The sequence below is a fragment of the Xanthomonas sp. LMG 12462 genome (assembly GCF_009192885.1).
Classification (GTDB): domain Bacteria; phylum Pseudomonadota; class Gammaproteobacteria; order Xanthomonadales; family Xanthomonadaceae; genus Xanthomonas_A; species Xanthomonas_A sontii.
In genome coordinates, this window is the sequence record NZ_NMPP01000014.1 from 94543 (window position 1) to 120904 (window position 26362).

The following is a 26362-nucleotide window of genomic DNA, read 5'->3' on the forward strand; positions in this document are numbered from 1 at the left end:
ACGCGGACCCGGAGCGCGTTAGCGCGGAGGGCGCGAGGCAGGGTGTGCTTTCTTTTGGTTACTTTTCTTTGCACAAGCAAAGAAAAGTAACTCGCCGCAAGGCGAAAGCTCTGCCTTGCCGTGGCTGCAGCGCTAAAAGTGCCCTACAAATCAACAGCAGAAGCAGAAGCAGAAGCAGAAGCAGAGCCAGCGGCATGCCTGCGTCTGCCGCGGACATTGGATGCCGCACCGCTACCGAGCGGTGATTCTGCTTAACTGGGCTGCGTGCAAAGGGGGCGCAGGAAAAGAGGCGAGAAGCGCCGTGCTCGCCGTTGGGGGGAGCGCTTGCGTGTAGGCGCAGCCGCCTCACCTGCCTCGCGGCGCCCAACCCGGTGCACACGCAGCCCAAGCGAGACGCAGCGAGCCGAACTCCCGGCTACGCGGAAACGCATCGCACCCTCTAGACTGCACGCATCGTCATGGGGGCTAGCCTTTGGTTTCCAGTTGGATCCTGCTGCTGGTGTCGGTCGGCTATGCGGCGCTGCTGTTTGCGGTGGCGTGGTGGGGCGATCGCCGTCCGCTGTACCCGGAGCGGCCGTGGCTGCGGCCGGCGGTGTACAGCCTGGCGCTGGCTGTGTACTGCTCGTCGTGGACGTTCTACGGCGCGGTCGGCAGCGCGGTGCGCAACGGCGCCGGCTACCTGCCGATCTACCTAGGCCCGCTGCTGATGCTGCTGTTCGGCTGGCGCATCGTCGAGCGCCTGGCGCTGATCGCGCGTAGCGAGAACACCGTGTCCATTGCCGATTTCATTTCCTCGCGCTACGGCCGCTCGCGGCGCCTGGCCGCGCTGGTGGCGGTGATCGCGCTGGTCGGCGTGGTGCCGTACCTGGCGCTGCAGTACAAGGCGGTGGCGATGAGCCTGCAGGTGCTCAGCGGCCAGTCCAGCGCCGGTGCGCCGTTCTACGCCGACCCGGCGTTGTACGTGGCCTTGGGGATGGCGTTGTTCGCCACCCTGTTCGGCACCCGCCAGGTCGACGCCACCGAGCATCATCACGGCATGATGCTGGCGATCGCGCTGGAGTCGGTGGTGAAGCTGCTGGCGATGGTGGCGGTGGGCGTGTTCGCCTACGTGTGGCTGTCCGTGCGCGACGGCGGCCAGGTGATGGCGTCGGCACGCACGCTGTTCCAGAACACCCCGCCGGTGGGCTTCATCTCGCAGACCCTGCTCAGCTTCCTGGCGCTGGTGTGCCTGCCACGGCAGTTCCACGTGGCGGTAGTGGAGTGCAGCGACGTCGGCGACATCCGCAAGGCGCGCTGGCTGTTCGGTCTGTACCTGGTGCTGATCTCGGCGATGGTGGTGCCGATCGCCGCCGCCGGCATCGCGCTGTTCGGCGGCGGCGACGTGGCCGACGACAGCATCGTGCTGGCGCTGCCGTTGGCCGAAAGCCGCACCGCGCTGGCGCTGGTCGCCTACGTGGGCGGGTTCTCCGCCGCCACCGGCATGGTCATCGTCTCCAGCATCGCGCTGGCGACGATGATCAGCAACGACCTGGTGATGCCGGTGCTGCTGCGCCGCCGCGGGCACCAGGCGGCCGGTGCCGACGTGGCCTCCAAGGTGCTGTGGATCCGCCGCCTGGCGATCCTGCTGCTGGCGCTGATCGCCTACGGCTATTACCGCAGCAGCAGCAACGACAGCACGCTGGCGTCCTACGGCCTGATGGCCTTCGCCGCGGTGGCGCAGTTCGCACCGGGCGTGATCGGCGGGCTGTACTGGCGCGGCGCCAGCCGCAAGGGCGTGGAGACCGGCATGGTGCTGGGCTTCGCCACCTGGATCTACACGCTGCTGCTGCCGGCACTGACCCAGGCCGGCTGGCTGGCGCCGGCGTGGCTGCTGGACGGGCCGTTCGGCATCTCCTGGCTGCGCCCGCAGCAGTTGTTCGGCATGAGCGGCTGGGACCCGCTGGCGCACGGCACGTTCTGGTCGCTGCTGGTCAACGTCGGCACGATGATGCTGGTGTCGGCGCGCTGGCGCCCGGGCCTGGACGAGCGCCTGCGTGCGGCACCGTTCCTGGAGCCGTACTCGCAGCGCCCGGCGGTGGCCGGCGACTGGCTCGGGCAGGTGCGCGTGGTGGACCTGCAGGCGCTGGCCGAGCGCATGGTCGGCGAGCGCCATGCCCGCCGCGCCTTCGCCGAACAGGCGCAACTGCTCGGCCGCGAGCCGCAGCCCACTGCGGTGGCCGACCGCGTCTGGGTGCAGTTCACCGAACGCCTGCTTGCCGCCTCGATCGGCGCGGCCTCCGCGCGCCTGGTGCTGACCAGCCTGCTGCGCGGCTCGGGCATGGACCTGGGCGAGGTGGTGGCGGTGCTCGACGAGGCCGGGCAGGAGCTGCGCTTCAACCGCGAGATCCTGTCCACCACGCTGGAGAACATCAGCGCCGGGGTCAGCGTGGTGGATCCGGCGATGCGCCTGACCGCATGGAACCGCCGCTACCAGCAGATGTTCGGCTATCCCGACGGCATGCTCTACGTCGGCCGGCCGGTCGCCGACCTGATCCGCTACAACGCCGAGCGCGGCGAACTCGGCGGCGGCCAGGTGGAGGATCAGATCGCCCGCCGCATCGCGCACATGCGCGCCGGCACCCCGCACGTGTTCGAACGCACCCGCAGCGACGGCAAGGTGATCGAGATGCGCGGCCAGCCGCTGCCCGGCGGCGGCTACGTCACCAGCTACAACGACATCACCGACTACAAGCGCGCCGAGCAGGCGCTGCTCGAAGCCAACGAGACCCTGGAGCAGCGCGTGGCCGATCGCTCGCGCGAGGCCGAGCTGGCGCAGCAGTCCAAGACCCGCTTCCTGGCCGCGATCAGCCACGACGTGCTGCAGCCGCTCAACGCCGCGCGCCTGTTCGCCTCGGCCCTGCGCGATGCGCACCAGAACGAGGAGCAGCGGCATCTGGCCGAGCGCGTGGATGCCTCGCTGCGCGCGGCCGAGGAACTGCTCGACGGCCTGCTCGACGTGTCGCGGCTGGATGCCGGCGGCCTGCGCCCGACCATCGAGGACGTCGATGCCGGCCTGCTGCTGCGCGAACTGGCTGCGCAGTACAGCCCGATCGCCGCCGGCCGCGGCCTGCGCCTGCACGTGTACGCGCGCCCGCTGTGGGTGCGCAGCGATCGCCGCCTGCTGCGCCGCGTGCTGCAGAACTTCCTCGCCAACGCGCTGCGCTACACCCGCCAGGGCCGCATCGTGCTGGGCATGCGCCGCCGCGGCGCGGCGCTGGAACTGCAGGTCTGGGACACCGGCCCCGGCATCCCGCCGCACCACATGCAGCAGATCTTCGACGAGTTCCAGCGCTACCAGCAGCCGTTCGACTGGGGCGAGCAGGGGCTGGGCCTGGGCCTGTCGATCTGCCAGCGCATCTCGCGCCTGCTCGGCCACGACCTGGATGCGCGCAGCCGCGTCGGCCACGGCAGCATGTTCTCCATCACCGTGCCGCGGGCGGCGCCACCGCCGCAGGCGCTGCAACGCGCGCCACGCGCAGCGGCCGCGGCCGATTCGCTGGCCGGGCTGCGCGTGCTGTGCGTGGACAACGATCAGGAAATCCTCGACGGCATGCGCGCGCTGCTCGGCCGTTGGCAGGTGGAGGTGATCTGCGCCAGCACCGTCGACGAGGCGCTGGCGCAGGCCGCGTGCGCGCCGCAGGTGATGCTGGTCGATTACCACCTGCACGACCGGCTCGACGGCCTGGAGACCCTGGATGCGCTGCGCGCGGCGATGCCCGGACCGGTGGCCGGCGCGCTGCTCACCGCCGACGGCCGCGACGAACTGAAGCTGCAGGCCCGCGAGCGCGGCTACCGGTTGCTGACCAAGCCGGTCAAGCCGGCCTCGCTGCGCGCCTTCCTCACCGCCTACCACGATCCGATCTAGGAGCGGTCGCGCGCCTTCGTAACGGCAATGTATGGGTTGTGTGGCAGCCGTCGGCGCGACCGGCGTGGCGCACGGCGCGGGCGGGCGGCTAAGGTGGAGGACCAACCACGACTCGCCTGCGCATGACCTCCCTGGACGACACCGCGATCCCCCCGCTCCCGGACCTGCTGGCGGCGCTGGAGGCCGGCCAGGCGCAGACCCTCGAACGCGGTGCCCGCGCCTACCTGCGGCAGCGCCCCGACGATGTCCTGGCCAGCAGTCTGCTGGCGATGAGCCTGCAGATGCAGGGCCAGCCGGCGCCGGCCGCCGCGGTGTACCGCGGGCTGGCCGAGCGCGAGCCGCACGAGGTCGCGCACTGGAACAACCTGGGCACGGCGCTCCGCGAGGCCGGCGAACCCGGCCCGGCCGGCGAGGCCTATCTGCGCGCCCGCGCGCTGGCGCCGGACGATCCGCTGCCGCACCACAACCTCGGCCTGCTGGCGATGGACGCCGGCGATTACGCCGCGGCCCGCGAACACCTGCTCGATGCCCACGCGCTGGCGCCGCAGGCGCCGCCGCTGTGCGTGCACGCGGCGATGGCCTGCCATGAGTGCGGCGACTTCCAGCGCGTGCAGGCGCTGATCGCCGACTGGCAGCAGTGGCCGCCGCTGGATCCGGACACCACCGTGGAACTGGCCTGGCTGCTGTCGCAGGGCGGCGAGACCGACACCGCCTGCGGCCTGCTGCGCGCCTGCGCCGAGGGGCCGATGGCGCAGCCGGCGCGGGCCTGGTCGCGGCTGGTGCTGGTGCTCGAGCGCGCCAACCGCCTGCCGCAGGCGCGCGAGGCCGCCGCGCAGCTGCCGCCGCCGGAGCGCATCGACGACCCGGACGTGCGCCAGGACGCCAGCAATGCGCTGGCGGTGCTGGCCATGCGCGAGGGCCACTGGCAGCAGGCGCATGCGCTGCTGCGCGGGCTGTTGGCCGATGGCAGTGCGGTCGACCGGCGCAAACAGAGCAACCTGTTCTTCGCCCTGGCGCGGGTCTGCGATCGCCTCGGCCTTCACGACGAAGCGCTGCATGCCTGCGCGCAGGGCCATGCCGGCCAGGTCGAGGGCCTGGCCGCGCTGGTGCCGGAGCTGGCGGCGGCGGACGCACCGCCATTGCCGGTCGCGCAGGCCCGCTGGGATCCGGCACGCCATGCCGCGGCGCGGCCGGTGACCGCGCCGGCCATGGCCGACTCGCCGATCTTCGTGGTCGGCTTCCCGCGCTCGGGTACCACCTTGCTGGAACAGATGCTCGACGCCCACCCGCAGTTGATGGCGATGGACGAGCGGCCGTTCCTGCAGGGACTGGCCGACCGCCTGGAGGCGCGCGGCGTGGCCTGGCCGGACGGACTGGGCGAGCTCGACGATGCCGCCTGTGACGCGCTGCGCGCCGAGTACTGGCAGGCGGTGCGCGGGGTGGTGCAGCTGCAGCCGGGCCAGCGCCTGGTCGACAAGAACCCGTTGAACCTGCTGCGCCTGCCGCTGATCCGGCGCCTGTTCCCGGAGGCGCCGGTGATCCTGGCGCTGCGCCATCCCTGCGACGTGCTGCTGAGCTGTTACATGCAGGCGTTCCGCTCGCCGGCCTTCGCCCTGCTGTGTGCCAGCCTGCCGCGGCTGGCGCGCGGCTATGCCGACGCGATGGAGTTCTGGCTCTACCACGCCGCCTTGCTGCAGCCGCGCGCGCTGGAGCTGCGTTACGAGGACCTGGTGGCCGATCCGCAGGCGCAGGTGGCGCGTCTGGGGCAGTTCCTGCAGCTGCAGCAGCCGGAGCGGCTGCTGGACTTCCAGCGCCACGCGCGCGCCAAGGGCTTCATCAGCACGCCGAGCTACGCGCAGGTGGTGGAGGGCATCAACCGCAAGGCCCTGGACCGCTGGCACGCCTATCGCGACGCCTTCGCGCCGGTACTGCCGGTGCTGCAGCCGTTCCTGCGACGCTGGGACTACCGCGTCGACTGAGCGTTGCGTGTTGTCTGAACCGTTCCCGTCTGCCGGTTGAACAGCAACAACGCAGCGTGCGCTGTACCGCGCTTGAAGCGGTGTTTTTGTCAGGGGATGGCGCACGTTGGCACACCGAAACAACACCCTTCTTATAAAAAACTAACAAGTGCCTGACGGTCCTGTAATGGACCGCTGGCCCGAGGCATCCATTTCACCCGCCGCGCGTTTCCGCGCCCGGGATGGTTCGCGCCTGCGTGCAGCCGGCGCTTGTCGCACATCACATGAGGTCTTCCCGATGTCCGTAGCAAAGAACAGACTCGCTCACGCCGTTTGCCTGGCCATGGCGACGCTTCCCGCCACGCTCTATGCGCAGAGCGCCACACCGGCGGCGTCCGCGTCCGGCGACGCGCCGGTGACACTGGACAAGCTCACCGTCACCGGTTCGCTGGTGCGCCGCGTGGATGTGGAGACCGCCAGCCCGGTCGCCGTGGTCGATCGCCAGCAGATCCAGCAGAGCGGCAAGCAGACCCTGGGCGATCTGCTGCAGGCGCTGCCCGGCATCGCCGGCGCCGCGACCAACCCGCAGGTCAACAACGGCGGGGGCGACGGCGCCTCGACCATCTCGCTGCGCGGCCTCGGCGACGAGCGCACGCTGATCCTGATCGACGGCCACCGCATCCAGAACAACGACGTCAACTCGATCCCGGCCAACATGATCGACCATGTCGAAGTGCTGAAGGTCGGCGCCTCGGCGATGTACGGCTCCGACGCCATCGGCGGCGTGGTCAACTTCATCTTGCGCAAGAACTTCGAAGGCGGTGAAGTCTCGGCCAACTACGGCCAGACCAGCCGCGGCGACGGCGCGCGCCAGGGCGGCAGCTTCACCTTCGGCAAGACCTGGGACCGCGGCAACGTGGTGGTCGGCCTGGACTACAACAAGCAGAAGGACGTCTCTACCGCCAACCGCGCGTTCTCCAAGTACGCGATGTACCTGTCCAGCGGCAGCGTCTACAAGGGTGGTTCCGCACGGACCCCGACCGGCTACTACAAGCTGCCGGCAGCGACTCTGGCGGCCAACGGTTGCAAGCCCGATGGCGCGCTGACCGGCAACGGCAACGGCGGCTACAAGTGCTACAGCTCCTCGGCTGATTCGTACAACTACGAGGCGCAGAACCTGCTGCTGACGCCGCAACAGCGCGTCGGTGGCTTCGTGCTCGGCAGCTTCAACATCACCGACTCGATGCAGGCGTACGTCAACGCCTACCACAACCACACCATGTCCAACTTCGCGATCGCGCCGCTGCCGCTCGACGCGCAGAACGACGGCATCACCGTCGCCGCCAACAATCCGTACAACCCGTTCGGCGTGGAGTTCGGCCCCAACGGCTACGAGTATCAGACGCGCTTCACCTCGCTCGGCCAGCGCGAAGGCTTCTACGACACGGCCACCGATCAGGATGTGATCGGCCTGAAGGGCGGCATCGGCGACAGTAGCTGGGTGTGGGACGCCAACTTCAACTACGGCCACTACCGCCAGCGCAACTGGAGCCACGGCTACGTCGATTACGCCGCGTTGCAGAACGCGATCAACAGTGGGCAGGTCAACATCCTGGATCAGGGCAGCCCGGCCACGGTCGCCTGGCTGAACAGCAACGAATCGATTCCGCGCCAGGAAACCACCACCATCATGCGGCAGTGGGAAGCCAGCGCCAACGGCAGCCTGTGGGAGATGCCGGCCGGCGCCGCGCAGCTGGCAGTGGGCGCGCTGTACCGCAAGGAGAGCCTGAACTCCACGGTGTCGGCGAATGCGCTGATCAACAGCGACAACACCTGCGCGGTCTCTTCCGAAGCCTGTTCCTCGCCGCTGAGCGGCAGCTTCAACGTCAAGGAGGCTTACGCGCAGTTGTTCATGCCGGTGCTGGAGCAGTCCTCGCCGATCGGCGCGCTCAACCTGACCCTGAGCGACCGCTACTCCGACTACAGCAGCGTGCGCTCGGGCAATAACAGCGCCTCGTTCCAGGTGGAGTGGCGGCCGATCCACGACCTGATGGTGCGCGGCACGGCGGCGCAGGTGTTCCGCGCGCCGACCATCACCGACATCTACCAGGGCCCGACCGCAGACGCGCCGAACTTCATCGATCCGTGCGTCGGCTATAGCGGCAGCGGCCATGCCAACGCCTGCGCAGGCGTGCCGGCCGGCTTTAGCGGCACAGGCCTGTCGCAGACCAACGCGATCAAGTCGGGCGCCACGTATGTCGGCTACCAGCTCAAGCCGGAGAAGGGCACCTCGTTCGACTACGGCCTGGTCTACAGCCCCGAGTACGTGCCGGGCCTGTCGGTCAATCTCGACTGGTGGAAGGTCAAGCTCAACGATCTGATCCAGCCGATCTCCGCGCAGACCGTGGCCGACCTCTGCTACAACGATGACAACAGCCCGTACTGCAGCTACATCCACCGTTACGCCGCCGGTACCGTCAGCGCCGGCAACATCGACCACATCCAGACGCCTGTGGTCAACATCGGCAAGCTCAACACCCAGGGCATCGACCTGGGCGCGAGCTACGCGCTGCCCGACACCGACTACGGCAAGTTCACCGTGGCCGTGGACAGCACCTACCTGCACCGCTACGACATCGACACCGGGGACACGGTGGTGCACATGGCCGGTCGCTACAACTCGTCCTACGGCAACTACGCGCACTGGCGCGCGCATGCCCTGGTCGGCTGGAAGCTGGGCAACTGGGATGCGAGCTGGACCACGCGCTGGATCGGCAAGATGCAGGTCGGCAGCGGCGACCTGAGCCAGAACATGTCCGCCGATGCGGCGTTCAAGGGCGTGGTGCTGGACTACGGTAGCTACATGTACCACAACCTGCAGGTGGGCTACGACATGGCCGGGGCCAACCTGCGCCTGGATCTGGGCGTGGACAACCTGACCAACAAGCAGCCGCCGATGATGTACCAGAACAACGTGTTGAACGCGAACACCGACGTGAGCACCTACGACACGCTCGGCCGCTACTACTGGATGCGGGCCACCTACCGCTTCTGAGTGGAGCCGGTGCCGCCCGCCTGTGCGGGCGGCACCGAAGCATGCGACACGGCGCGTCCATGCGGGCGCGCCGTTTTGCTATGGGGGCCAACGGTACCGATGGGCATGAACCACACCGACCTGCGTCACTACGTCCGCGTCTACGACGCGGCGCTGTAGCCGGGCTTCTGCGCGCATCTGATCGCGCAATTCGAACAGACCTCCGCCCAGCACAACCGCAACGGTGCCGGCCAGCGCGCCGGGCTGGACGACGGCGCCTGGACCGAACTCAACATCAGCCGTCTTGCCGATCCCGCATTCCAGGGCTTCTTCATCGAGCAGGTGCGTGCGGCACTGGTCCGCTACAACGCCGATCTCGGGCTGACCGCTGAGGTGCCGTGGCGTCCGGGCTTGGCCGACCTGCGGATCAAGCGTTACCGCGCCGATGCCGGCGAACGCTTCCAGCCGCACTTCGACGCCTGCGATGCGGAGACCGGGCGTTACCTGGTGTTCCTGTGGTATCTCAACGACGTGGCCGAGGGCGGGCACACCCACTTCCTCGACCTGGACCTGGAGATCGCGCCGCGCGCCGGTCGCCTGCTGGTCTTCCCGCCGTACTGGATGTTCCTGCATGCCGGCCTGCCGCCGCGCAGCGGCGACAAGTACATCCTGTCCACCTATCTCGAAGTCACTGCCAAGCCGGCCTGACCCAAGGCGCCGGCAGTGCGGGACGGACACGCACCGTCGCCGCACATCCCCAATCCCGGTCGCACCAGCGCCCCGTCGATCAACCTGCACCATGCAGATGTTCGAACAGGATGGTGCTGCCGATCGCGATCAGCAGCGCGCCGCCGACGATCTCCGCGCGCTTGCCGGCGAGCGCGCCGAGCGCGCGGCCGAGCATGATGCCCAGGGTGACCATGGTCAGCGTGCACAGGCCGATGATCGCCGCGACCTCGACGATGTTCACGTCGAGGAAGGCCAGGCCGACGCCCACCGCCATCGCGTCGATGCTGGTGGCAAAGCCGGTGGCGGCCAGGTTCCAGAAGCCGTGGCGCTTGGGCGCGGCCTCCTCGGGCGTGTCGGACTCCGGCTTGAGGCCGGCGACGATCATGTGCACGCCCAGTGCGCCGAGCAGGCCGAAGGCGATCCAGTGATCGAAGGCGACCACGTACTTGGACGCGGCCTGGCCGAGCACCCAGCCCAGTGCCGGGGTCAGTGCCTCGATGCAGCCGAAGATCAGGCCGGCACGCAGTGCGTCGGCCCAGCGCGGGCGTTGCATCGCCGCGCCCTTGCCGACGGCGGCGGCGAAGGCGTCGGTCGACATCGCGATGCCGAGCAGGAGAATCGAAAGAAACGACATGGGGGACCGTACCGGGACAGGCGACAACGACGAGCGCGCGCGCCCGGCCTTCGCCTTGCGCACTCGCCGCTGGTCTCGCCAACCGAACTGGCTGCCCGTACCACGGCGCATCGGCCGAGTCTGTTGATACGGGCGCTGTCCGCGCAGGGCGGACAGCAGGCTACTCCCCAAGGGGACGCGCAGTCTAACAGCGCCCAACTGCGTCGAACATCCCTGGAACGCACGCGAACCTGCAGCTTATCTTGATAGCTGCGGCTATATCGACGGTGGATCTGAGGCGGTACGGCACGCGTGTGTGCGTGATAGGTCGAGGATGCCTACTCCCTGCGCATGTGGCTCTCGCCGTGTCACTCAGCCATAGAGCGCGAGGTGCGAATGTGTGCGCCACTTCAGGGCAGCGCCACGGACGTGTCCTCAGTTCCCGGATGCAGCAATCGACGCATCGCCGCCGCGTGGGGTGGCTTCCGTCGCGCCGAAGAGTGCGACTGGCGCTCAGCGTTCGGCGCGTCGGGACTGAAGTCCCTCCCACAAGGAGGTAGCCAGCGCGCCGTGTAGGCACGGGCAGCGGACGCGCACGCGCTGCATCCGCACCGCTCGCGCCTTCGACAGGCGTCGCCGCGGCTCAGTCCTCTTCCGGCGGCAGCACGATGGCGTCGCTGTCGATGGCCAGCTTGCCGGCCAGCAGCACCGCCTGGGTGCGGTTGGTGACGCCGAGCTTGCGCAGGATCGCGGTGACGTGCGCCTTGATCGTGGCCTCGGACACGCCCAGGTCGTAGGCGATCTGCTTGTTGAGGCTGCCGGCACCGAGCATCTGCAGCACCCGGAACTGCTGCGGCGTCAGTTCGCGCAGGCGCTGCCCGACCTCGCGTTCGGCGCGGTCGGTGGGCGGCACGTTGTGCGCTTCCGGCGGCGCCCAGTGCTCGCCGTCCAGCACCGTGCCCAGGGCCAGGCCGATGGTGTCCGAGTCGGCCGACTTGGGGATGAAGCCGAACGCGCCGTGGTCCAGCGCGCGCCGCATCACCGTCGGCTCCTCGCGCGCGGACACCACCACCACCGGCAACTGCGGATGCAGCGCGCGCATGTGCACCAGCGCGCTGAAGCCTTGCGCGCCGGGCATGTTGAGATCCATCAGCAGCAGATCGGCATCGGCATGGCGATCGGCCAGCGCGTACAACGCCTCGACGCTGTCGGCCTCGTACAACTGCACCCCCGGCATCACCCGCTGCACCGCCCCACGCAGCGCCTCGCGGAACAGGGGATGGTCGTCGGCGATCAGCAGGGTGGGCATGGGTGAGGCCGGGAATGGGGAAACGGGAATGGGGAATGGGAACGGCAAAAGCGGAGTGTCGGGTGCCTAAGATCTCGAAGCGACCAGGGAATGGCTTTTCCCATTCCCCATTCTCGATTCCCCATTCCCGACGCGCGTAGCGCGTCAGCGCGCCAGCCGTTCGTTCACCAACGAATCCACCACCGACGGATCGGCCAGGGTCGAGGTGTCGCCGAGCTGGTCGGGGGCGTTCTCGGCGATCTTGCGCAGGATGCGCCGCATGATCTTGCCCGAGCGGGTCTTGGGCAGGCCGGGCGCCCACTGCAGGTGGTCCGGAGCGGCGATCGGGCCGATCTCCTTGCGCACCCAGGCCACCAGTTCCTTGTGCAGGGCCTCGCTCGGTTGCTCCTCGGCGACCAGGGTCACGTAGGCGTAGATGCCCTGGCCCTTGATGTCGTGCGGGAAGCCGACCACCGCCGCTTCGGCGACCTTGGGGTGGGAAACCAGCGCGCTCTCCACTTCGGCGGTGCCGATGCGGTGGCCGGAGACGTTGATGACGTCGTCGACGCGGCCGGTGATCCAGTAGTAGCCGTCGGCATCGCGGCGGCAGCCGTCGCCGGTGAAATAGCTGCCCGGGTAGGTGCGGAAATAGGTGTCGATGAAGCGCTGGTGGTCGCCATAGACGGTGCGCATCTGCCCCGGCCAGGAATCGCGCAGCACCAGGTTGCCCTCGGTGGCGCCTTCCAGGATCTCGCCATCGGCGCTGACCAGCGCCGGCTGCACGCCGAAGAACGGCAGCGTCGCCGAGCCGGGCTTGAGGTCGATGGCGCCGGCCAGCGGGGTGATCAGGATGCCGCCGGTCTCGGTCTGCCACCAGGTGTCCACGATCGGGCAGCGGCCGTCGCCGACCACGTCGTAGTACCAGCGCCAGGCTTCGGGATTGATCGGCTCGCCGACGCTGCCGAGCAGGCGCAGGCTCGTGCGCGAGGTCTTCTTCACCGGCGCCTCGCCCTCGCGCATCAGCGCGCGGATCGCGGTCGGGGCGGTGTAGAAGATCGTCACCTGGTGCTTGTCGATGACCTCCCAGAAGCGCGACACGCTCGGGTAGTTGGGCACGCCCTCGAACATCAGCGCGGTGGCGCCGTTGGCCAGCGGCCCGTAGACGATGTAGCTGTGGCCGGTAACCCAGCCCACGTCGGCGGTGCACCAGTAGATGTCGTCCTCGCGCAGGTCGAACACGGTCTCGTGGGTGTAGGCCGCGTACAGCAGGTAGCCGGCGGTGGTGTGCAGCACGCCCTTGGGCTTGCCGGTGGAGCCGGAGGTATAGAGGATGAACAGCGGATCCTCGGCGTTCATGCGCTCGGGCTCGCATTCGGCCGGCTGGCTGTCGACCACGTCGTGGAACCAGCGGTCGCGCGGGGCCTGCATGTCCACCGCACCGCCGGTGTGGCGCACCACCAGCACGGTTTCCACGCTGGTGGTGCCCGGCAGCTTCAGCGCCGCCTCGACGTTGGCCTTGAGCGGGATCTTCTTGCCGCCGCGCAGGCCTTCGTCGGCGGTGATGATCAGCTTGCTGCCGCAGTCGATCACCCGGTCGGCGATCGAGTTGGGCGCGAAGCCGCCGAACACCACCGAGTGGATCGCGCCGATGCGCGCGCAGGCCAGCATCGCCACCGCCGCGTCGGGGATCATCGGCAGGTAGATGGTGACGCGGTCGCCCTTGCGCACGCCCAGCGCGCGCAGGGCGTTGCCGAGCCGGCACACGCGCTCGTACAGCTCGCGATAGGTGACGCGGTAGGACGGCGCGTCCGGGCTGTCCGGCTCGAACAGCAGCGCGGTCTTGTCGCCGCGGGTGGCCAGCTGCCGGTCCAGGCAGTTGACGCTGGCGTTGAGTTCGCCGTCGTCGAACCAGCGGATATGGAAGTCGTCCAGGGCGAAGCTGACGTCCTTGATCCGGGTCGGCTTCTTGAACCAGTCCAGGCGCTCGGCCACCTTGCCCCAGAACGCCTCCGGCTGTTCCACCGATGCCTTGTACTGGGTCTGGTATTGGGTCTTGTCGACCCGCGCACGGGCGGCGAACTGCGGATCGACGGGATAGAGATCGGCCATGGTTCCCTCTGCATTGAACGGGGCGCCGCATGCGGCGGCGCGTCAACGCGCAGTGTGCCGCATCCGGCGTTAAGCGCACACGCGCCGTGCCTTAGACGATGGTCGTAACTCAGCCGACGTTCGACTAATGGCCAATAGGCGCGGCCGGTGCGGTCGCGCACGCTGGGCTACGGCCGTGCGCATGCGTGCGGCCATCCATTATTCGGGAGGGAGTAATGAGCAACCGCATCGCATCCCTGGCGCGTCGCCCGTTGGCGGCCGCGCTGTTGGTGGCCTTGGTCGCGCCCGGCGCGGCCTTCGCCCAAGGCAAACCCTCGGCGCGCGAACAGGCGCTGGAGACCCGCGTGGCCGAACTGGAACGGCAGGTGCAGCAACTGCTGTCCGCGCAGCAACAGCAGCAGGGGCAGATCGCGCAGACCCAGACCGAGGTCGCCGCGGTCCGCTCGACCCAGGCCGCGCCGCCGCCGCCGCCCCCGGCACCGCCGGCCGGCAAGGCGCCGATCCAGGTGACCACCATCACCCCGGGGGCCACGCCCGGCACCACCTTCAAGGTCGGCGGCTTCATCAAGGCCGACTTCCTGGCCACCCGCACCGGCGACGGCCAGCTCGCCGACGACGCCACCGGCCGCGCGCTGTACCTGCCCGGGCAGACCCCGGTGGGCGGGGCCAAGTCCGGCACCGACTACAACGCCCACGCCAAGTTCTCGCGGATCAACTTCGGCGTGGACAGCGTCACCGAAGGCGGCAACAAGGCCGGTGCGCTGGTGGAACTGGATTTCTTCGGCAATGCATTGGGCACCCAGACCGCCACCAACACCTACGGCGCCACCCTGCGCCACGCCTACATGTACTGGAACCACTGGCTGGCCGGTCAGACCTGGTCCAACTTCATGGATCCGGCGGCGCTGCCGGAAGCGGCCGACTTCATCGGCCCCACCGACGGCGTGGTGTTCGTGCGCCAGGCGCAGCTGCGCTACACCAACGGCGGCTTCAGCATCGCCCTGGAGAATCCGGAAACCACCCTGTACACGCGCAGCGTGGCCGGCGTGGTCAGCACCGCCAGTTCCGACCGCGGCGCGCTGCCGGACCTGACCGTGCGCTACGGCTGGAAGGGCGACTGGGGCAGCTTCGGCGTGGCCGGCGTGGTCGGCCAGCAGAAGGTCGACAACCGCGCCACCGGCGCCGATGCCAGCAAGGCCTCCGGCGGCCTGACCCTGGGCGGCAAGTGGGTAGCCAGCGACAGCGACAGCCTGTTCTACCAGCTCACCGGCGGCGAAGGCATCGGCCGCTACATCGGCCTGGGCATCGCCCAGAACGCGGTGTACGACGCCGCCGACCGCGACCTGGACACGGTCGGGGTGGTCGCCGGCTATGTCGGCTGGCGCCACGCGTTCTCGCCCAAGCTGCGCACCAACCTGATCTACGCGCGCAGCGACTACGACAACGACACCGCGCGCACCGGCCTGGCCGTGACCAAGAGTGTGCAGAGCATCCGCGGCAACGTCTTCTACTCGCCGTTGCCCAAGGTCGATATCGGCGCCGAGCTGATGTACGGCAAGCGCGAGATCGAAAGCGGCGCCAAGGGCGACATCACCCGCCTGCAGTTCACCACCAAGTACAGCTTCTGATCCGCGCCGCGGCCACTTACCGGAGCCATCTCATGAGCCTCTCCAACGACGCGCTGATCGCCAAGATCGACGCCAATCCGAAGTACCACGCGCTCAAGCGCCAGCGCAACGCGCTGGGCTGGACGCTGACCGTCCTGATGCTGCTGGCCTATTTCGGCTTCATCGGCCTGATCGCCTTCGACAAGGCGTTCCTGGCCCAGCCGATGGGCAGCGGCGTCACCACCATCGGCATCCCGATCGCGATCGGGGTGATGGTCTTCACCATCGCCATCACCGCGATCTACGTGCGTCGCGCCAACACCGTGTACGACCAGCTGACCGCCGACATCCTCGAGGACGCCCGCCAATGAGCAAGCACCTGCGCTTCCTTCTGCTGCTGCTGGCCGCGCTGCTGCCGGCCGGCGTGGCCCTGGCCGCCGGCGGCGATGTCGGCCAGACCGACAAGCAGCCGACCAACTGGGTGGCGATCGGGATGTTCGCCTTCTTCGTCGCCGGCACGCTGTGGATCACCAAGTGGGCGGCGAAGAAGACCCGCTCGGCGTCGGACTTCTACACCGCCGGCGGCGGCATCACCGGCTTCCAGAACGGCCTGGCGATCGCCGGCGACTACATGTCGGCGGCCTCGTTCCTGGGCATCACCGCGGCGGTGATGACCAACGGCTACGACGGCCTGATCTACGCCATCGGCTTCCTGGTCGGCTGGCCGATCCTGACCTTCCTGATGGCCGAGCGCCTGCGCAACCTCGGCAAGTACACCTTCGCCGACGTGGCCGGCTACCGCTTCGCACCGACCGCGATCCGCAGCTTCGCCGCCTCCGGCACGCTGGTGGTGGTGCTGTTCTACCTGATCGCGCAGATGGTCGGTGCCGGCGCGCTGATCAAGCTGCTGTTCGGCCTGGACTACTGGGTGGCGGTGAGTCTGGTCGGCGTGCTGATGATGGTCTACGTGCTGTTCGGCGGCATGACCGCCACCACCTGGGTGCAGATCATCAAGGCGGTACTGCTGCTGACCGGCGTGACCTTCATGGCCGTGGCGATCATGTGGCACTTCAACTTCAGCTTCGAGGCGCTGTTCGCCGAGGGCGTGCGGGTGAAGACCGCGGTGGCCGCCAACGGCGGTGCCTCGCCGGAAGACGCGGCCAGTGCCGGTCTGTCGATCATGGGCCCGGGCGGCTTCGTCAAGGATCCGATCTCGGCGATCTCCTTCGGCATGGCGCTGATGTTCGGCACCGCCGGCCTGCCGCACATCCTGATGCGCTTCTTCACCGTCCCCGATGCGAAGCAGGCACGCAAGTCGGTGCTGTGGGCCACCACCTGGATCGGCTACTTCTACATCCTGATCTTCATCATCGGCTTCGGCGCCATCGCCCTGGTGTTGACCAACCCGCAGTTCGCCGACGTCGCCACCGGCACCATCCACGGCGGCAAGGGCGCGGCCAACATGGCGGCGGTGCTGGTCGGCAACGCGGTGGGCGGCAACGTGTTCATGGGCTTCATCTCCGCGGTGGCCTTCGCCACCATCCTGGCGGTGGTCGCCGGCCTGACCCTGTCCGGCGCCTCGGCGGTGTCCCACGACCTGTACGCCACGGTGATCAAGAAGGGCAATCCCGCCCCGGGCTCTGAGCTGAAGGTGTCGCGCGTCACCACCATCGCGCTGGGCGTGATCGCGGTGCTGCTGGGCATCGTGTTCGAGAAGCAGAACGTGGCCTTCATGGTGTCGCTGGCCTTCGCCATCGCCGCCTCGGCCAACTTCCCGGTGCTGATCCTGTCGTTGCTGTGGAAGAACTGCACCACCCGTGGTGCGGTGATCGGCGGTTTCCTGGGCCTGATCTCCTCGCTGGTGCTGACGGTGCTGTCGCCGTCGGTGTGGGTGGATACGCTGGGCAACCCGACCGGTTCGGCGCCGTTCCCGTACACCTCGCCGGCGCTGTTCTCGGTCACCATCGGCTTCGTCGGCATCTGGCTGTTCTCGGTGCTGGACCGCAGCGCGCAGGCCGGCAAGGAACGCGTCGCGTTCAAGGCGCAGCAGATCCGCGCCGAGACCGGGCTGGGCGCCTCGCGCGGGTCGGGGCACTGAGCACGCGCGCCTAAGCAGGACGCGGCCATCGCCGCACGCGACGCCGGCCTTCGGGCCGGCGTCGTCGTCTGTGCGCTGAGGCGGCGTTACCATGAGCGCCCGCTGCCTTCGTCGTGCCAACGCATGCGCTACCGCTGGATCCTGTTCGACGCTGACGACACCCTGTTCCACTTCGATGCCTTCGCCGGCCTGCAGCGCATGTTCGCCGGCTACGGCGTGCAGTTCGGCGAAGCCGAGTTCGCCGAATACACGGCGTGCAACCGGCCGCTGTGGGTGCAGTACCAGAACGGCGCGATCACCGCGCTGCAATTGCAGCAGCGCCGTTTCGCCGGCTGGGCGCAGCGCCTGCAGACCGCGCCGGAGACCTTGAACACGGCGTTCCTGGCGGCGATGGCCGAGCTGTGTGCGCCGCTGGACGGAGCGGTGGACCTGCTCGACGCCTTGCGTGGGCGCGCGCGCCTGGGCCTGGTCACCAACGGCTTCGGCGCGCTGCAGAACGCGCGCCTGCAGCGTACCGGGCTGCACGACCGCTTCGAAGTCATCGCCATTTCCGAGGTGGTGGGCGTGGCCAAGCCGCACCCGGGGATCTTCGCGCACGCGCTGGCGCAGCTCGGCGACCCACCGCCGGCGCAGGTGCTGATGGTCGGCGACAACCCGCAGGCGGACATCGCCGGCGGCCTGGCCGCGGGCCTGCACACCTGTTGGTTCAATGCGCACGGCGCCGCCGCGCCGGAGGGCGTCGTGCCGCACCACCAGGTCGCCTCGCTGGCGCAATTGCAGGCATGGTTGCTGGAAGAGCCGGCGGCGCTGTAGCACATCTGCTCGCGTGCCTGGCGCCATCGGGTCGGGACTGAAGTCCCTCCCACAGGTGGAAACTTCAGTTCGCGGCGATGCCGGCGCGTCCCTCGTGGGAGGGACTTCAGTCCCGACCCCGGAAGGGTGGGGGTTGCCGGTCCCGAGACGGGATGCCGCATCATCTCGCCCGGTCGCTGCTGCTCTCTTGTGGGAGGGACTTCAGTCCCGACGCGAGCCACCGTCAGACCCGGGGTCTCGGTCGCATGCTGCCGACCCCCGACGTGGCGCACGACAGCCGCGACCGCCGTCGTATAGTGCGCCCATGCCGATCTCCGACGCCGACGCCGCTTCCGCCGACACGCCACTGGCCGCCTTGCCAGTCACCCTGCAGCGTCTGCGCGCGGCCTGGCAGTCGGCCAAGCCGGAGCGGGCGCAGCGCCGCGAGGACCTGCTGCGGCTGCGCGCGGCGCTGAAGCGGCGGTTGCCGGAGATGGCCGATGCCATCGCCGCCGATTTCGGCCACCGCTCGCGCCACGAATCGCTGATCGCCGACGGCATGACCGTGCTCGGCGAGATCGATCACCTGCTGCGCCATCTGAGGCGCTGGATGCGCCCGCAGCGGGTCGGCGCCGGCTGGCGGCTGTGGCCGGCGCGTGCGGAAGTGCGGCCGGTGCCGGTCGGCGTGGTCGGGGTGATCGCGCCGTGGAACTACCCGGTCAACCTGGCGCTGATCCCGCTGGCCACCGCCATCGCCGCCGGCAACCACGTCTACCTGAAACCCTCCGAGCACACCCCGCGCAGCGCGCAGTTCCTGCAGTCGCTGCTGGCCGAGGTGTTCCCGCCGCAGCGGGTGGCGGTGGCGCTGGGCGGTGCCGAGGTGGCGTCCGCCTTCGCCGCGCTGCCGCTGGATCACCTGGTGTTCACCGGTTCCACCGCGGTCGGCCGCAAGGTGATGGCCGCCGCCGCCCCCAATCTGACCCCGCTGACCCTGGAGCTGGGCGGCAAGTCGCCGGCCATCGTCTGCGCCGACTACCCGCTGGACCAAGCCGCCGCGCGCCTGGCCACCGGCAAGTGGTTCAACGCCGGGCAGACCTGCATCGCCCCGGACTACGTGCTGATCGACGCCGGCCGCGAGGCGGCGCTGGTGCAGGCGCTGCGTGCGCAGGTGCTGGCGCGCTACGGCGATTTCGCCAGCGCCGAGGACTACACCCGCATCGTCAACGAGGGCCAGTACCGGCGCCTGCGCGGCTACCTGGACGATGCCCGCGCGCGCGGCCTGGAGGTCATCGAACTGGCCACGGTGGCGCGCGAGCGTGCCGAGCGCGAACGGCTGATCGTGCCCACGCTGGTACTGCAGCCGGGCGACGACGCGCTGCTGATGCAGGAGGAGATCTTCGGCCCGATCCTGCCGGTGCGCAGCTACCGCTCCCTGGACGCGGCCATCGCCGAGATCAACAGCCGCGACCGGCCGCTGGCGCTGTATCCCTTCAGCCATGACCGCGCGCGGATCGAGACGATCCTGCATGCCACCATCGCCGGCGGGGTCACCGTCAACGACAGCCTGCTGCATTTCGCCGCCAACGCGCTGCCGTTCGGCGGCATCGGCCCCAGCGGCATGGGCGCCTACCACGGCCGCGCCGGCTTCGACGCCTTCAGCAAGGCGCTGCCGATCCTGTGGCAGTCGCGCCGCGCCGGCAGCGACCTGCTGAAGCCGCCGTACGCGCGGATCGCGCGCATGCTCTCGTTCCTGGTGCGGTGAGCGGGGCATAGCCGACGTCCAGATGCGGGTGCATGGCGTGGCGATAGGGCACCTGCGTGCAGGCGCGGCTTCAGCCGCGACGAGGCATTGGCGGTAGAGCGTCGCGGCTGAAGCCGCTCCTGCAAGGCCTGCCTCAGCCGCGATCGGCGAAGCTTCCGATGCGGCGCCACGCCCCGTGGCCTCGCACGCGCGATCCACCCCTGGGCCGTGTCCGCAGCCCCGTCACCGGGAAGCAGTGCGACCCGCACTGTCCAAAATCGCGGCGCAGTCCACAGTCCAGGACGGGGTCGCACCCTGGAAATAAATAATTCACAGTAAGTTATTAGGTTCTCGCCCGACGCCGCCGCCGATCACGGCGGCTCAGGCTCCTGCGCGAGACGTCCGTGCGGAGCGCAACACACGAGATGCCGCCATGCGTCGACCTGACCGGCGCTCGTCCCCCGTGTCTCCCCCTTTCCCTCAGAACCGGACGCAGCCCAATGAAGATCGCATTCGTTCCCTCGCCCCTGTCGCGCGCCTGTCGCGTGCTCGCCGCCCTGACGGTCCTGGCCGTCGTGCCGCAGCTGGCCATGGCCAACTGCAACGACACCGTCGGCACCAAGATGAGCAACATCCTGTTCGGCGACAGCAGCGGCGACACCGTCGTGCTGGCCCACCGCGGTCTGTGGGGCAAGTACGGCAACTTCCCCGACATGCCGGAAAACTCGCGCGGTTCGCTGCAGCTCGCCAACGACCAGTGCATGGACGGCGTGGAGCTGGACATCAAGATGACCAGCGACGGCGTGCCGGTGGTGCTGCACGACTGGAACCTCGGTCGCACCACCAACGTGTGGACCAGCCGTGCCGGCGAAACCAAGTACGACCCGATGAGCAACCAGGGCTACAACCCGTCGATCACCGTGACCCCGTGGTCGGTGGTCAGCGGCCTGTTCCTGCTGACCCCCGACCGCCGTACCACCACCGGCTACCACGTGCCGCGCGTGGATGACCTGTTCTCCTACTTCAAGGCGCATGGCCTGAAGACGCCCATCGTGTTCGACATCAAGGACGCCGCCTCGGTGCGTGCGGTGTCGCGCGCGGCCGACGCCGCGTTCTCGGTGGGTGCGTCCAACTTCGTCGCCGCCAAGGTCAATGCCACCCTGTATCCGAGCCGCTCGGCGTTCCGCGCCGACACCACCAGCATGGTCGGCATTCCGGTGTTCACCACCAACATGCTGACCAAGATCAATGTCGACAACGCCATATCGGCCTGGAGCGATACCAAGGAGGCGATGGAGATCAACGTCAAGCAGCTCGGTGGCCTGCTGCAGGGCCAGGCCGACCGCGTGCGCGAGCGCGGCGTGCGCGTGGGCGTGTTCCAGGCGATTCCGGACAGCCCGCTGGCCGGGAAGTTCTACCAGAACAGCGGCGCCTGCTGCTATCAGCTGTCGGACCTGTACTTCTCCTACTCCGGCGGCCGCGACACCGCCGACAACCGTGGCGATCTCAACTTCATCGTCAACCAGGAGGCATTCAGCCTGATCACCACCGACGACCCGAAGGCGGCGATCGCGTACCTGAAGGCACGCGGCAAGCACGACTGAGTCCTTGCATGTCCTGGCGGCCGGCCTGCGGTCGGCCGCCTTTTGCGGCTGCGGCGCTTCGGCGTCGCGCGCCGCCCTCTCCTGGAGAAGCGCATGTCCATTTCCTTTGCCAAGTCCGCCGTCGCCATGTCCATCGCACTGGCCGCCTGCGCGATGGGTGCCGTCATCGCGTCTGCCGCGCCGGCCGCCGAGCCCGCCACCGCCGACCCGGTGGTACTGCGCGTCGGCCCGCAGCAGTTCACTGCCAGCGAGTACCGCGCCCTGGCCGGCGACGCCACGCGCGGCGCTGCCGGCATCGACGATGACTCGGTGGTGCGCCGTTTCGCCGACCGCGCGATCCTGCTCGACCAGGCCCGGCAGCAGCACCTGCAGGACGACCCGGTGGTGGCCGCGCGCCTGCGCCGCGCCGCCGACGCGATCCTGGCCGAGGCCGCGCAGGCACGGCTCAGTGCCGACGCGCACATCGACGAGGCGATGCTGCGCCGGCAGTTCGCCGCGCATCCGGACGACTACACCGAATATCACCTGCGCCATCTGTTCGTCGCGCTGCATCCGCAGGGCGGGCCGCGCAGCGGGCACACCCTGACCGAGGCGCAGGCTCTGCAGCGCGCCGAAGCGCTCAAGCGCCAGCTCGACGGCGGCGCCGATTTCGCCACGCTGGCGATGCGCGAGTCCGACGACACCGCGACCGCCGGCGAGGGCGGACAGCTGTCGCCGACCTTCGGCCGTTACCTGGCCGATGTCTTCGACGCGCCGATCCGCCAGCTCGCGGTGGAGCAGGTCTCCGCGCCAGTGCGCGGCCCCGACGGCTACCACCTGATCCGGCTCGATGCGAAGACCGCGGCGCGCTTCGACGCGGTGCGCGGGCAGATCGACCTGCAACTGCGCGAGCAGGCGGCGGCCGACGCCATGCAGCGCCTGCGCCAGGCGCAGCCGATGGCGTTCGACCGCGACGCCTACACCGCCGCGGCGCGCTGAGCATGGCGGCGATGCGGCGCCCGCTGTGTTGGTTCGCCGGCGCGGTGGTCGTGGGAATGGTCGCGCTCGCGGCGACGCTGATGCTGCCGACGGCCGCACCCGCCGTTGCCGCGAGCAAGGTGCAGGCACCGGCGCTACCGCGCTCGGCAGCACCGTCGCCGTTGGCGGTGTCCGCGACCACGCCGCCCGATGCGGCGCTGGCGGCCGGCACCAGCGAGGCGCAGCGTCTGACCGCCACCGCGCTGTTGGCGCTGGATTGCCGGCAACGCGCGCAAGCGCCGCCGTCCCGCCCGGTGGTGCTGCCGGGTGCAGACGCCGAGGACGCCGCGGCCGTCGCGGCACGCCGGGCGGCCGAACGGCAACGTCTCGCGGCCTGCCGCGGCGTCGCCGGGCTCGATGCCGCGCAGATCGAGGCGATGCTGCGCAGTGCGGCCGCGCGCGGCGATGCCGATGCGCAACGTCAGTTGCTGGCGCAGCGCGTGGCGCAGTTGGTCGCGCGCGCCGGCAGCGTCGACGCGGAAGGGCAACGCGCTCCGCTGTCGGCCGCCGACGAGCGCGATGCCGAGGACGTGGTGACGCAACTGGAAGACCGCGCGCTGCACGGCGACCGCACGTCGATCGACGCCTTGGCGCAACTGCTGCGGGCGCCCTGGCTGGCGGTGGCCGATCCGCCGTACGCCGCGGCCTGGCAACTGGCCGCGCGGCAGGCGCCGGAGTGGCCGTTCCCGCCGCCGGAACAGGCGCTCGGTGCCGACGAACTGCTCGATGGCTTGAACGAGGCGCAGCGCCAGCAGGCGCTGAGCCTGGCGCCGGCGCTGTTCGCGCAGTGCTGCGCGCGGCGCTGAACGGGCTGGTGCCCGCGGTTTGGCCGCCGCGGCGGCTGCGGTCAGAATAGCGGCCGGCTTCCCCGTCCCGGATTTCCCTTGAAGATCGCCAGCTGGAACGTCAACTCGCTCAACGTGCGCCTGCCGCACCTGCAACAGTGGCTGGCCGCGTTCGCGCCGGACGTGGTCGGGATCCAGGAGACCAAGCTGGAGGACCACAAGTTTCCCGACACGGCGCTGGCCGAGGCCGGCTACCGCAGCGTGTTCGCCGGGCAGAAGACCTACAACGGCGTGGCGATCCTCTCGCGCCTGCCGATCGGCGACGTGCAGATCGGCGTGCCGGGCCTGGAGGACGAGCAGAAGCGCGCCATCGCCGCCACCATCGGCGATCTGCGCATCGTCAATCTGTACGTGGTCAACGGCCAGGACGTAGGCACCGACAAGTACGCCTACAAGCTGCGCTGGCTGGAGGCGGTGCACGCCTGGCTGGCCGACGAGCTGCAGCGGCATCCGCGGCTGGTGGTGCTGGGCGACTTCAACATCGCCCCGGACGCGCGCGACGTGCACGACCCGCTGGTGTGGAGCGACAACCACATCCTCACTTCCACCGCCGAGCGCGGCGCCCTGCACAAGCTGCTCGGCCTGGGCCTGCACGACGGCTTCCGCCTGCACCATGCCGACGGCGGCATCTTCAGCTGGTGGGACTACCGCCAGGCCGGCTTCCGCCGCGACCTGGGGCTGCGCATCGACCTGACCCTGGTGTCCGAGGCGCTGAAGGCGCGCACCCGCGGTGCCGGCATCGACCGCGAACCGCGCAGCTGGGACCGCCCCAGCGATCACGCGCCGGCCTGGGTCGAGCTGGAGCCGGCGGCATGAGCGAGCGCCACGTGCGCCGCTGCATCGACAAGGTCGGCGACACCGCGATCGCGCCGCTGCACCGGCTCAGCTGCCACTGCGGTGCGGTGCAGATCGACCTGGAGCTGCCGCAGGGCATCGTCGACCCGCGCCGCTGCAACTGCTCGCTGTGCCGGCGCCGCGGCGCCATCGTCGCCTCGGTGCCGCTGGCGGCCCTGCATGTCCGCCAGGGCGAGCAGGCGCTGCGCCTGTACCAGTTCCACACGCATACCGCGCAGCATTATTTCTGCGGCACCTGCGGGATCTACACGCATCATCGGCGCCGCTCCGATCCCAGCCTGTACGGCTACAACGTCGGCTGCCTGGAGGGCGTGGATCCGTATGCGCTGGCCATTGCGGTGCCGGTCGAGGACGGCGTGCGCCATCCGGCCGACCGCGCTGCGCCGTGAGCGCGGCCGCAAACGCAAAACGCCCGGCGAACCGGGCGTTTGCGCAAGCGGCGAGGGCGCTGTGTCAGCGCGCGCGGCCGCGGGTGAACAGGTTGACGATCGCCAGCAGGATGATGGCGCCGATCAACGAGTACAGGAACGTCCACAGGGTGATCGCCTGGTTGATGCCGCCGCCGAACAGCCAGCCGGCGATCAGCGCGCCGACGATGCCGACCACGATGTTCAGGATGATGCCCTGCTGTGCGTCACGGCGCATGATGATGCTGGCCAGCCAGCCCACGATGCCGCCGACGATCAACCAGATGATGATGCCCATGCGTCAGACTCCTCGGTTCGGCCCGCACCAGGAGCGGTGGGGTGCGCGTCATTTAAGAAGCGCCGCCGTGAAGCGGCCGTATAGCGTCGGCCCCGCCGCGCAGCGGCCATTGCGCTTTGTGGGCGCGGCGTGAGCGCGCCGATGCCGCCCGTGGCCGACGGCGCCGAGCCGCCGGACTGGCGCCTCGGCCCGGTGGCGCTGTGGCTGCGCCCGCATCCGCAGCGGACCTCCGGCGAGGCGCAGGCGCGGCGCCTGCTGGCCGGCGAACTGGCGGTGCCGGCGGCGCAATTGCCGCTGCGCCGCGACGCCCGCGGCCGGCCCGGCCTGCATGCACCGCTGGCGCACGTGGACACCGGTTGGAGCCACAGCGGCGACTACCTGCTGGTGGCGGTGGCCGCGCACGCGCGGCTGGGGGTGGACATCGAGCGCCAGCGGCCACGGCCGCGCCTGCTGGAACTGGCGCAGCGCTTCTTCCACCCGGACGAGGTCGCGCTGCTGGCGGCGCTGGCGATGCCGGCGCGCGAGGCGCTGTTCTTCCGCCTGTGGTGCGCCAAGGAAGCGCTGCTCAAGGCGCATGGCCACGGCATCGCCTTCGGCCTGCACCGGCTGCGCTTCGCCGAGGACGCCGGCGGCGCGCTGCGCCTGGTCTGGTGCGACCCGGGCCTGGGCACGGCCGAGGCCTGGCACCTGCACGAATGGGAGGCCGCGCCCGGCTACCGGGCGGCGCTGGCCTGGTGCGCGGACGCGCCGGTCGAGGCCACGCCTTAGCGCAGCGCGCTTCGGGCAGCGGCGGCACCTGCGATAATCCGCCGATGACCGATGCCTCTCTTCCCGATTCCGTCCGCGTCGCGCTCGAACAGGGCCTGCACGCGCAAGGCCTGGACGCGGCCGCGCTGGCGCCGCCGCTGCTGGCCTATCTGGCGCTGCTGACGCGCTGGAACCGCACCTACAACCTGACCGCGATCCGCGACCCGCACGAGATGGTGACCCGCCATCTGCTGGATTCGCTGGCGATGCAGCCGTTCGCCCAGGAGGGCGCGCTGGCCGACCTGGGCACCGGCCCGGGACTGCCCGGCATTCCGCTGGCGATCGCGCGGCCGCAGCTGCGGGTGACCCTGGTCGAAAGCAACGGCAAGAAGGCGCGGTTCCTGCGCGAGGCGGTGCGCCAGCTGCGCCTGGACAACGCGCGCGTGGCCGAGTCGCGCGCCGAGGCGCTGGACGAGGCCGGCGCCTACGACCTGCTGACCGCGCGCGCGCTGGACACCCTGGCCGGCATCGTCGCCGTCGGCGGCCACCTGCTGCGCCCGGGCGGGCGCCTGCTGGCGATGAAGGGCGTGCGCCCGGACGAGGAGATCGCCGCGCTGCCGCCGGGTTGGGTGGCGCCGACGGTGCACCCGCTGCAGGTCCCCGGCCTTGGCGCCGACCGCCACCTGGTAGTGGTCGAGCGCGGTTGAGCGGCGACC

20 protein-coding genes are annotated in these 26362 nt (G+C 69.8%); 16 read left to right on the top strand and 4 right to left on the bottom strand.

The window, feature by feature from the left end:
* Window positions 1–472 precede the first annotated feature (472 nt).
* The 4 genes from CEK69_RS04880 (at window position 473) to CEK69_RS21210 (ending at window position 9604) form a co-directional block, all read left to right on the top strand.
* On the top strand, window positions 473–3904 hold the full coding sequence (locus CEK69_RS04880; protein ID WP_152244216.1) for a PAS domain-containing hybrid sensor histidine kinase/response regulator: 3432 nt from the start codon (window positions 473–475) through the stop codon (window positions 3902–3904).
* Window positions 3905–4026: 122 nt separating this feature from the next.
* The gene (locus CEK69_RS04885) at window positions 4027–5883 is read left to right on the top strand and encodes a sulfotransferase family protein (RefSeq protein ID WP_152244218.1); all 1857 of its coding nucleotides are present in this window, start codon (window positions 4027–4029) and stop codon (window positions 5881–5883) included.
* A gap of 322 nt (window positions 5884–6205) precedes the next feature.
* On the top strand, window positions 6206–8917 hold the full coding sequence (locus tag CEK69_RS04890; protein ID WP_152244220.1) for a TonB-dependent receptor: 2712 nt from the start codon (window positions 6206–6208) through the stop codon (window positions 8915–8917).
* A 321-nt stretch (window positions 8918–9238) separates the two neighbouring features.
* Window positions 9239–9604: a 2OG-Fe(II) oxygenase gene (locus CEK69_RS21210; protein ID WP_226975042.1), complete on the top strand. Its 366-nt coding sequence runs from the start codon at window positions 9239–9241 to the stop codon at window positions 9602–9604.
* A gap of 79 nt (window positions 9605–9683) precedes the next feature.
* Here the strand turns inward: CEK69_RS21210 and mntP are convergent, their stop codons facing one another.
* The 3 genes from mntP to acs all read right to left on the bottom strand — a co-directional run bounded on the left by mntP (window position 9684) and on the right by acs (window position 13635).
* On the bottom strand, window positions 9684–10259 hold the full coding sequence (gene mntP, locus CEK69_RS04900; RefSeq protein ID WP_017908356.1) for a manganese efflux pump MntP: 576 nt from the start codon (window positions 10257–10259) through the stop codon (window positions 9684–9686).
* Between the two features lie 622 nt (window positions 10260–10881).
* A complete protein-coding gene (locus tag CEK69_RS04905) occupies window positions 10882–11547 on the bottom strand; it encodes a response regulator transcription factor (RefSeq protein ID WP_010342764.1) in 666 nt (221 codons plus the stop codon).
* A gap of 144 nt (window positions 11548–11691) precedes the next feature.
* Entirely contained in the window at window positions 11692–13635 is a 1944-nt protein-coding gene (gene acs / locus CEK69_RS04910; RefSeq protein ID WP_152244222.1) for an acetate--CoA ligase, read from the bottom strand.
* 215 nt (window positions 13636–13850) lie between these two features.
* Here acs and CEK69_RS04915 point away from each other — a divergent pair, with 215 nt between their 5' ends.
* The 10 genes from CEK69_RS04915 (at window position 13851) to CEK69_RS04960 (ending at window position 24583) form a co-directional block, all read left to right on the top strand.
* A complete protein-coding gene (locus CEK69_RS04915) occupies window positions 13851–15263 on the top strand; it encodes a DcaP family trimeric outer membrane transporter (RefSeq protein WP_017911419.1) in 1413 nt (470 codons plus the stop codon).
* A gap of 32 nt (window positions 15264–15295) precedes the next feature.
* Window positions 15296–15613: a DUF485 domain-containing protein gene (locus CEK69_RS04920; RefSeq protein ID WP_017915354.1), complete on the top strand. Its 318-nt coding sequence runs from the start codon at window positions 15296–15298 to the stop codon at window positions 15611–15613.
* Window positions 15610–17340, top strand: a complete 1731-nt coding sequence (locus CEK69_RS04925; RefSeq protein WP_152244224.1) for a cation acetate symporter — start codon at window positions 15610–15612, stop codon at window positions 17338–17340. Before CEK69_RS04920 ends, CEK69_RS04925 begins: the two co-directional genes overlap by 4 nt.
* 123 nt (window positions 17341–17463) lie before the next feature.
* Window positions 17464–18153: a pyrimidine 5'-nucleotidase gene (gene yjjG, locus CEK69_RS04930; RefSeq protein ID WP_152244226.1), complete on the top strand. Its 690-nt coding sequence runs from the start codon at window positions 17464–17466 to the stop codon at window positions 18151–18153.
* Window positions 18154–18457: 304 nt separating this feature from the next.
* Window positions 18458–19894, top strand: coding sequence for a coniferyl aldehyde dehydrogenase (locus tag CEK69_RS04935; protein ID WP_152244228.1), 1437 nt, complete (start codon window positions 18458–18460; stop codon window positions 19892–19894).
* A 479-nt stretch (window positions 19895–20373) separates the two neighbouring features.
* The gene (locus CEK69_RS04940) at window positions 20374–21477 is read left to right on the top strand and encodes a glycerophosphodiester phosphodiesterase family protein (protein WP_152244230.1); all 1104 of its coding nucleotides are present in this window, start codon (window positions 20374–20376) and stop codon (window positions 21475–21477) included.
* Window positions 21478–21570: 93 nt separating this feature from the next.
* Window positions 21571–22455: a peptidylprolyl isomerase gene (locus tag CEK69_RS04945; protein ID WP_152244232.1), complete on the top strand. Its 885-nt coding sequence runs from the start codon at window positions 21571–21573 to the stop codon at window positions 22453–22455.
* A gap of 11 nt (window positions 22456–22466) precedes the next feature.
* Window positions 22467–23300, top strand: coding sequence for a hypothetical protein (locus CEK69_RS04950; RefSeq protein WP_193313902.1), 834 nt, complete (start codon window positions 22467–22469; stop codon window positions 23298–23300).
* A gap of 78 nt (window positions 23301–23378) precedes the next feature.
* The gene (xth, locus tag CEK69_RS04955) at window positions 23379–24155 is read left to right on the top strand and encodes an exodeoxyribonuclease III (protein ID WP_017915013.1); all 777 of its coding nucleotides are present in this window, start codon (window positions 23379–23381) and stop codon (window positions 24153–24155) included.
* Window positions 24152–24583, top strand: coding sequence for a GFA family protein (locus CEK69_RS04960; RefSeq protein ID WP_017911661.1), 432 nt, complete (start codon window positions 24152–24154; stop codon window positions 24581–24583). Before xth ends, CEK69_RS04960 begins: the two co-directional genes overlap by 4 nt.
* Window positions 24584–24647: 64 nt before the next feature.
* Here the strand turns inward: CEK69_RS04960 and CEK69_RS04965 are convergent, their stop codons facing one another.
* The gene (locus CEK69_RS04965) at window positions 24648–24899 is read right to left on the bottom strand and encodes a GlsB/YeaQ/YmgE family stress response membrane protein (protein WP_017908994.1); all 252 of its coding nucleotides are present in this window, start codon (window positions 24897–24899) and stop codon (window positions 24648–24650) included.
* A 141-nt stretch (window positions 24900–25040) separates the two neighbouring features.
* On the opposite strand from CEK69_RS04965, the gene CEK69_RS04970 reads away from it, so the two are divergent.
* Entirely contained in the window at window positions 25041–25667 is a 627-nt protein-coding gene (locus CEK69_RS04970) for a 4'-phosphopantetheinyl transferase superfamily protein (protein ID WP_152244236.1), read from the top strand.
* Between the two features lie 44 nt (window positions 25668–25711).
* Window positions 25712–26353, top strand: coding sequence for a 16S rRNA (guanine(527)-N(7))-methyltransferase RsmG (gene rsmG, locus CEK69_RS04975; protein WP_043093832.1), 642 nt, complete (start codon window positions 25712–25714; stop codon window positions 26351–26353).
* Window positions 26354–26362: the final 9 nt, after the last annotated feature.

What these genes read in the sequence shown, in the direction of transcription:
- CEK69_RS04960 (WP_017911661.1), top strand. Translation starts at nt 24,152, where the DNA reads ATGAGCGAGCGCCACGTGCGCCGCTGCATCGACAAGGTCGGCGACACC.
- CEK69_RS04920 (WP_017915354.1), top strand. Translation starts at nt 15,296, where the DNA reads ATGAGCCTCTCCAACGACGCGCTGATCGCCAAGATCGACGCCAATCCG.
- acs (WP_152244222.1), bottom strand. Translation starts at nt 13,635, where the DNA reads ATGGCCGATCTCTATCCCGTCGATCCGCAGTTCGCCGCCCGTGCGCGG.
- CEK69_RS04935 (WP_152244228.1), top strand. Translation starts at nt 18,458, where the DNA reads ATGCCGATCTCCGACGCCGACGCCGCTTCCGCCGACACGCCACTGGCC.
- CEK69_RS04885 (WP_152244218.1), top strand. Translation starts at nt 4,027, where the DNA reads ATGACCTCCCTGGACGACACCGCGATCCCCCCGCTCCCGGACCTGCTG.
- CEK69_RS04940 (WP_152244230.1), top strand. Translation starts at nt 20,374, where the DNA reads ATGAAGATCGCATTCGTTCCCTCGCCCCTGTCGCGCGCCTGTCGCGTG.
- rsmG (WP_043093832.1), top strand. Translation starts at nt 25,712, where the DNA reads ATGACCGATGCCTCTCTTCCCGATTCCGTCCGCGTCGCGCTCGAACAG.
- CEK69_RS04915 (WP_017911419.1), top strand. Translation starts at nt 13,851, where the DNA reads ATGAGCAACCGCATCGCATCCCTGGCGCGTCGCCCGTTGGCGGCCGCG.
- CEK69_RS04945 (WP_152244232.1), top strand. Translation starts at nt 21,571, where the DNA reads ATGTCCATTTCCTTTGCCAAGTCCGCCGTCGCCATGTCCATCGCACTG.
- yjjG (WP_152244226.1), top strand. Translation starts at nt 17,464, where the DNA reads ATGCGCTACCGCTGGATCCTGTTCGACGCTGACGACACCCTGTTCCAC.
- CEK69_RS04970 (WP_152244236.1), top strand. Translation starts at nt 25,041, where the DNA reads ATGCCGCCCGTGGCCGACGGCGCCGAGCCGCCGGACTGGCGCCTCGGC.
- CEK69_RS04950 (WP_193313902.1), top strand. Translation starts at nt 22,467, where the DNA reads ATGCGGCGCCCGCTGTGTTGGTTCGCCGGCGCGGTGGTCGTGGGAATG.
- CEK69_RS04890 (WP_152244220.1), top strand. Translation starts at nt 6,206, where the DNA reads ATGGCGACGCTTCCCGCCACGCTCTATGCGCAGAGCGCCACACCGGCG.
- mntP (WP_017908356.1), bottom strand. Translation starts at nt 10,259, where the DNA reads ATGTCGTTTCTTTCGATTCTCCTGCTCGGCATCGCGATGTCGACCGAC.
- CEK69_RS04905 (WP_010342764.1), bottom strand. Translation starts at nt 11,547, where the DNA reads ATGCCCACCCTGCTGATCGCCGACGACCATCCCCTGTTCCGCGAGGCG.
- CEK69_RS04925 (WP_152244224.1), top strand. Translation starts at nt 15,610, where the DNA reads ATGAGCAAGCACCTGCGCTTCCTTCTGCTGCTGCTGGCCGCGCTGCTG.
- CEK69_RS04965 (WP_017908994.1), bottom strand. Translation starts at nt 24,899, where the DNA reads ATGGGCATCATCATCTGGTTGATCGTCGGCGGCATCGTGGGCTGGCTG.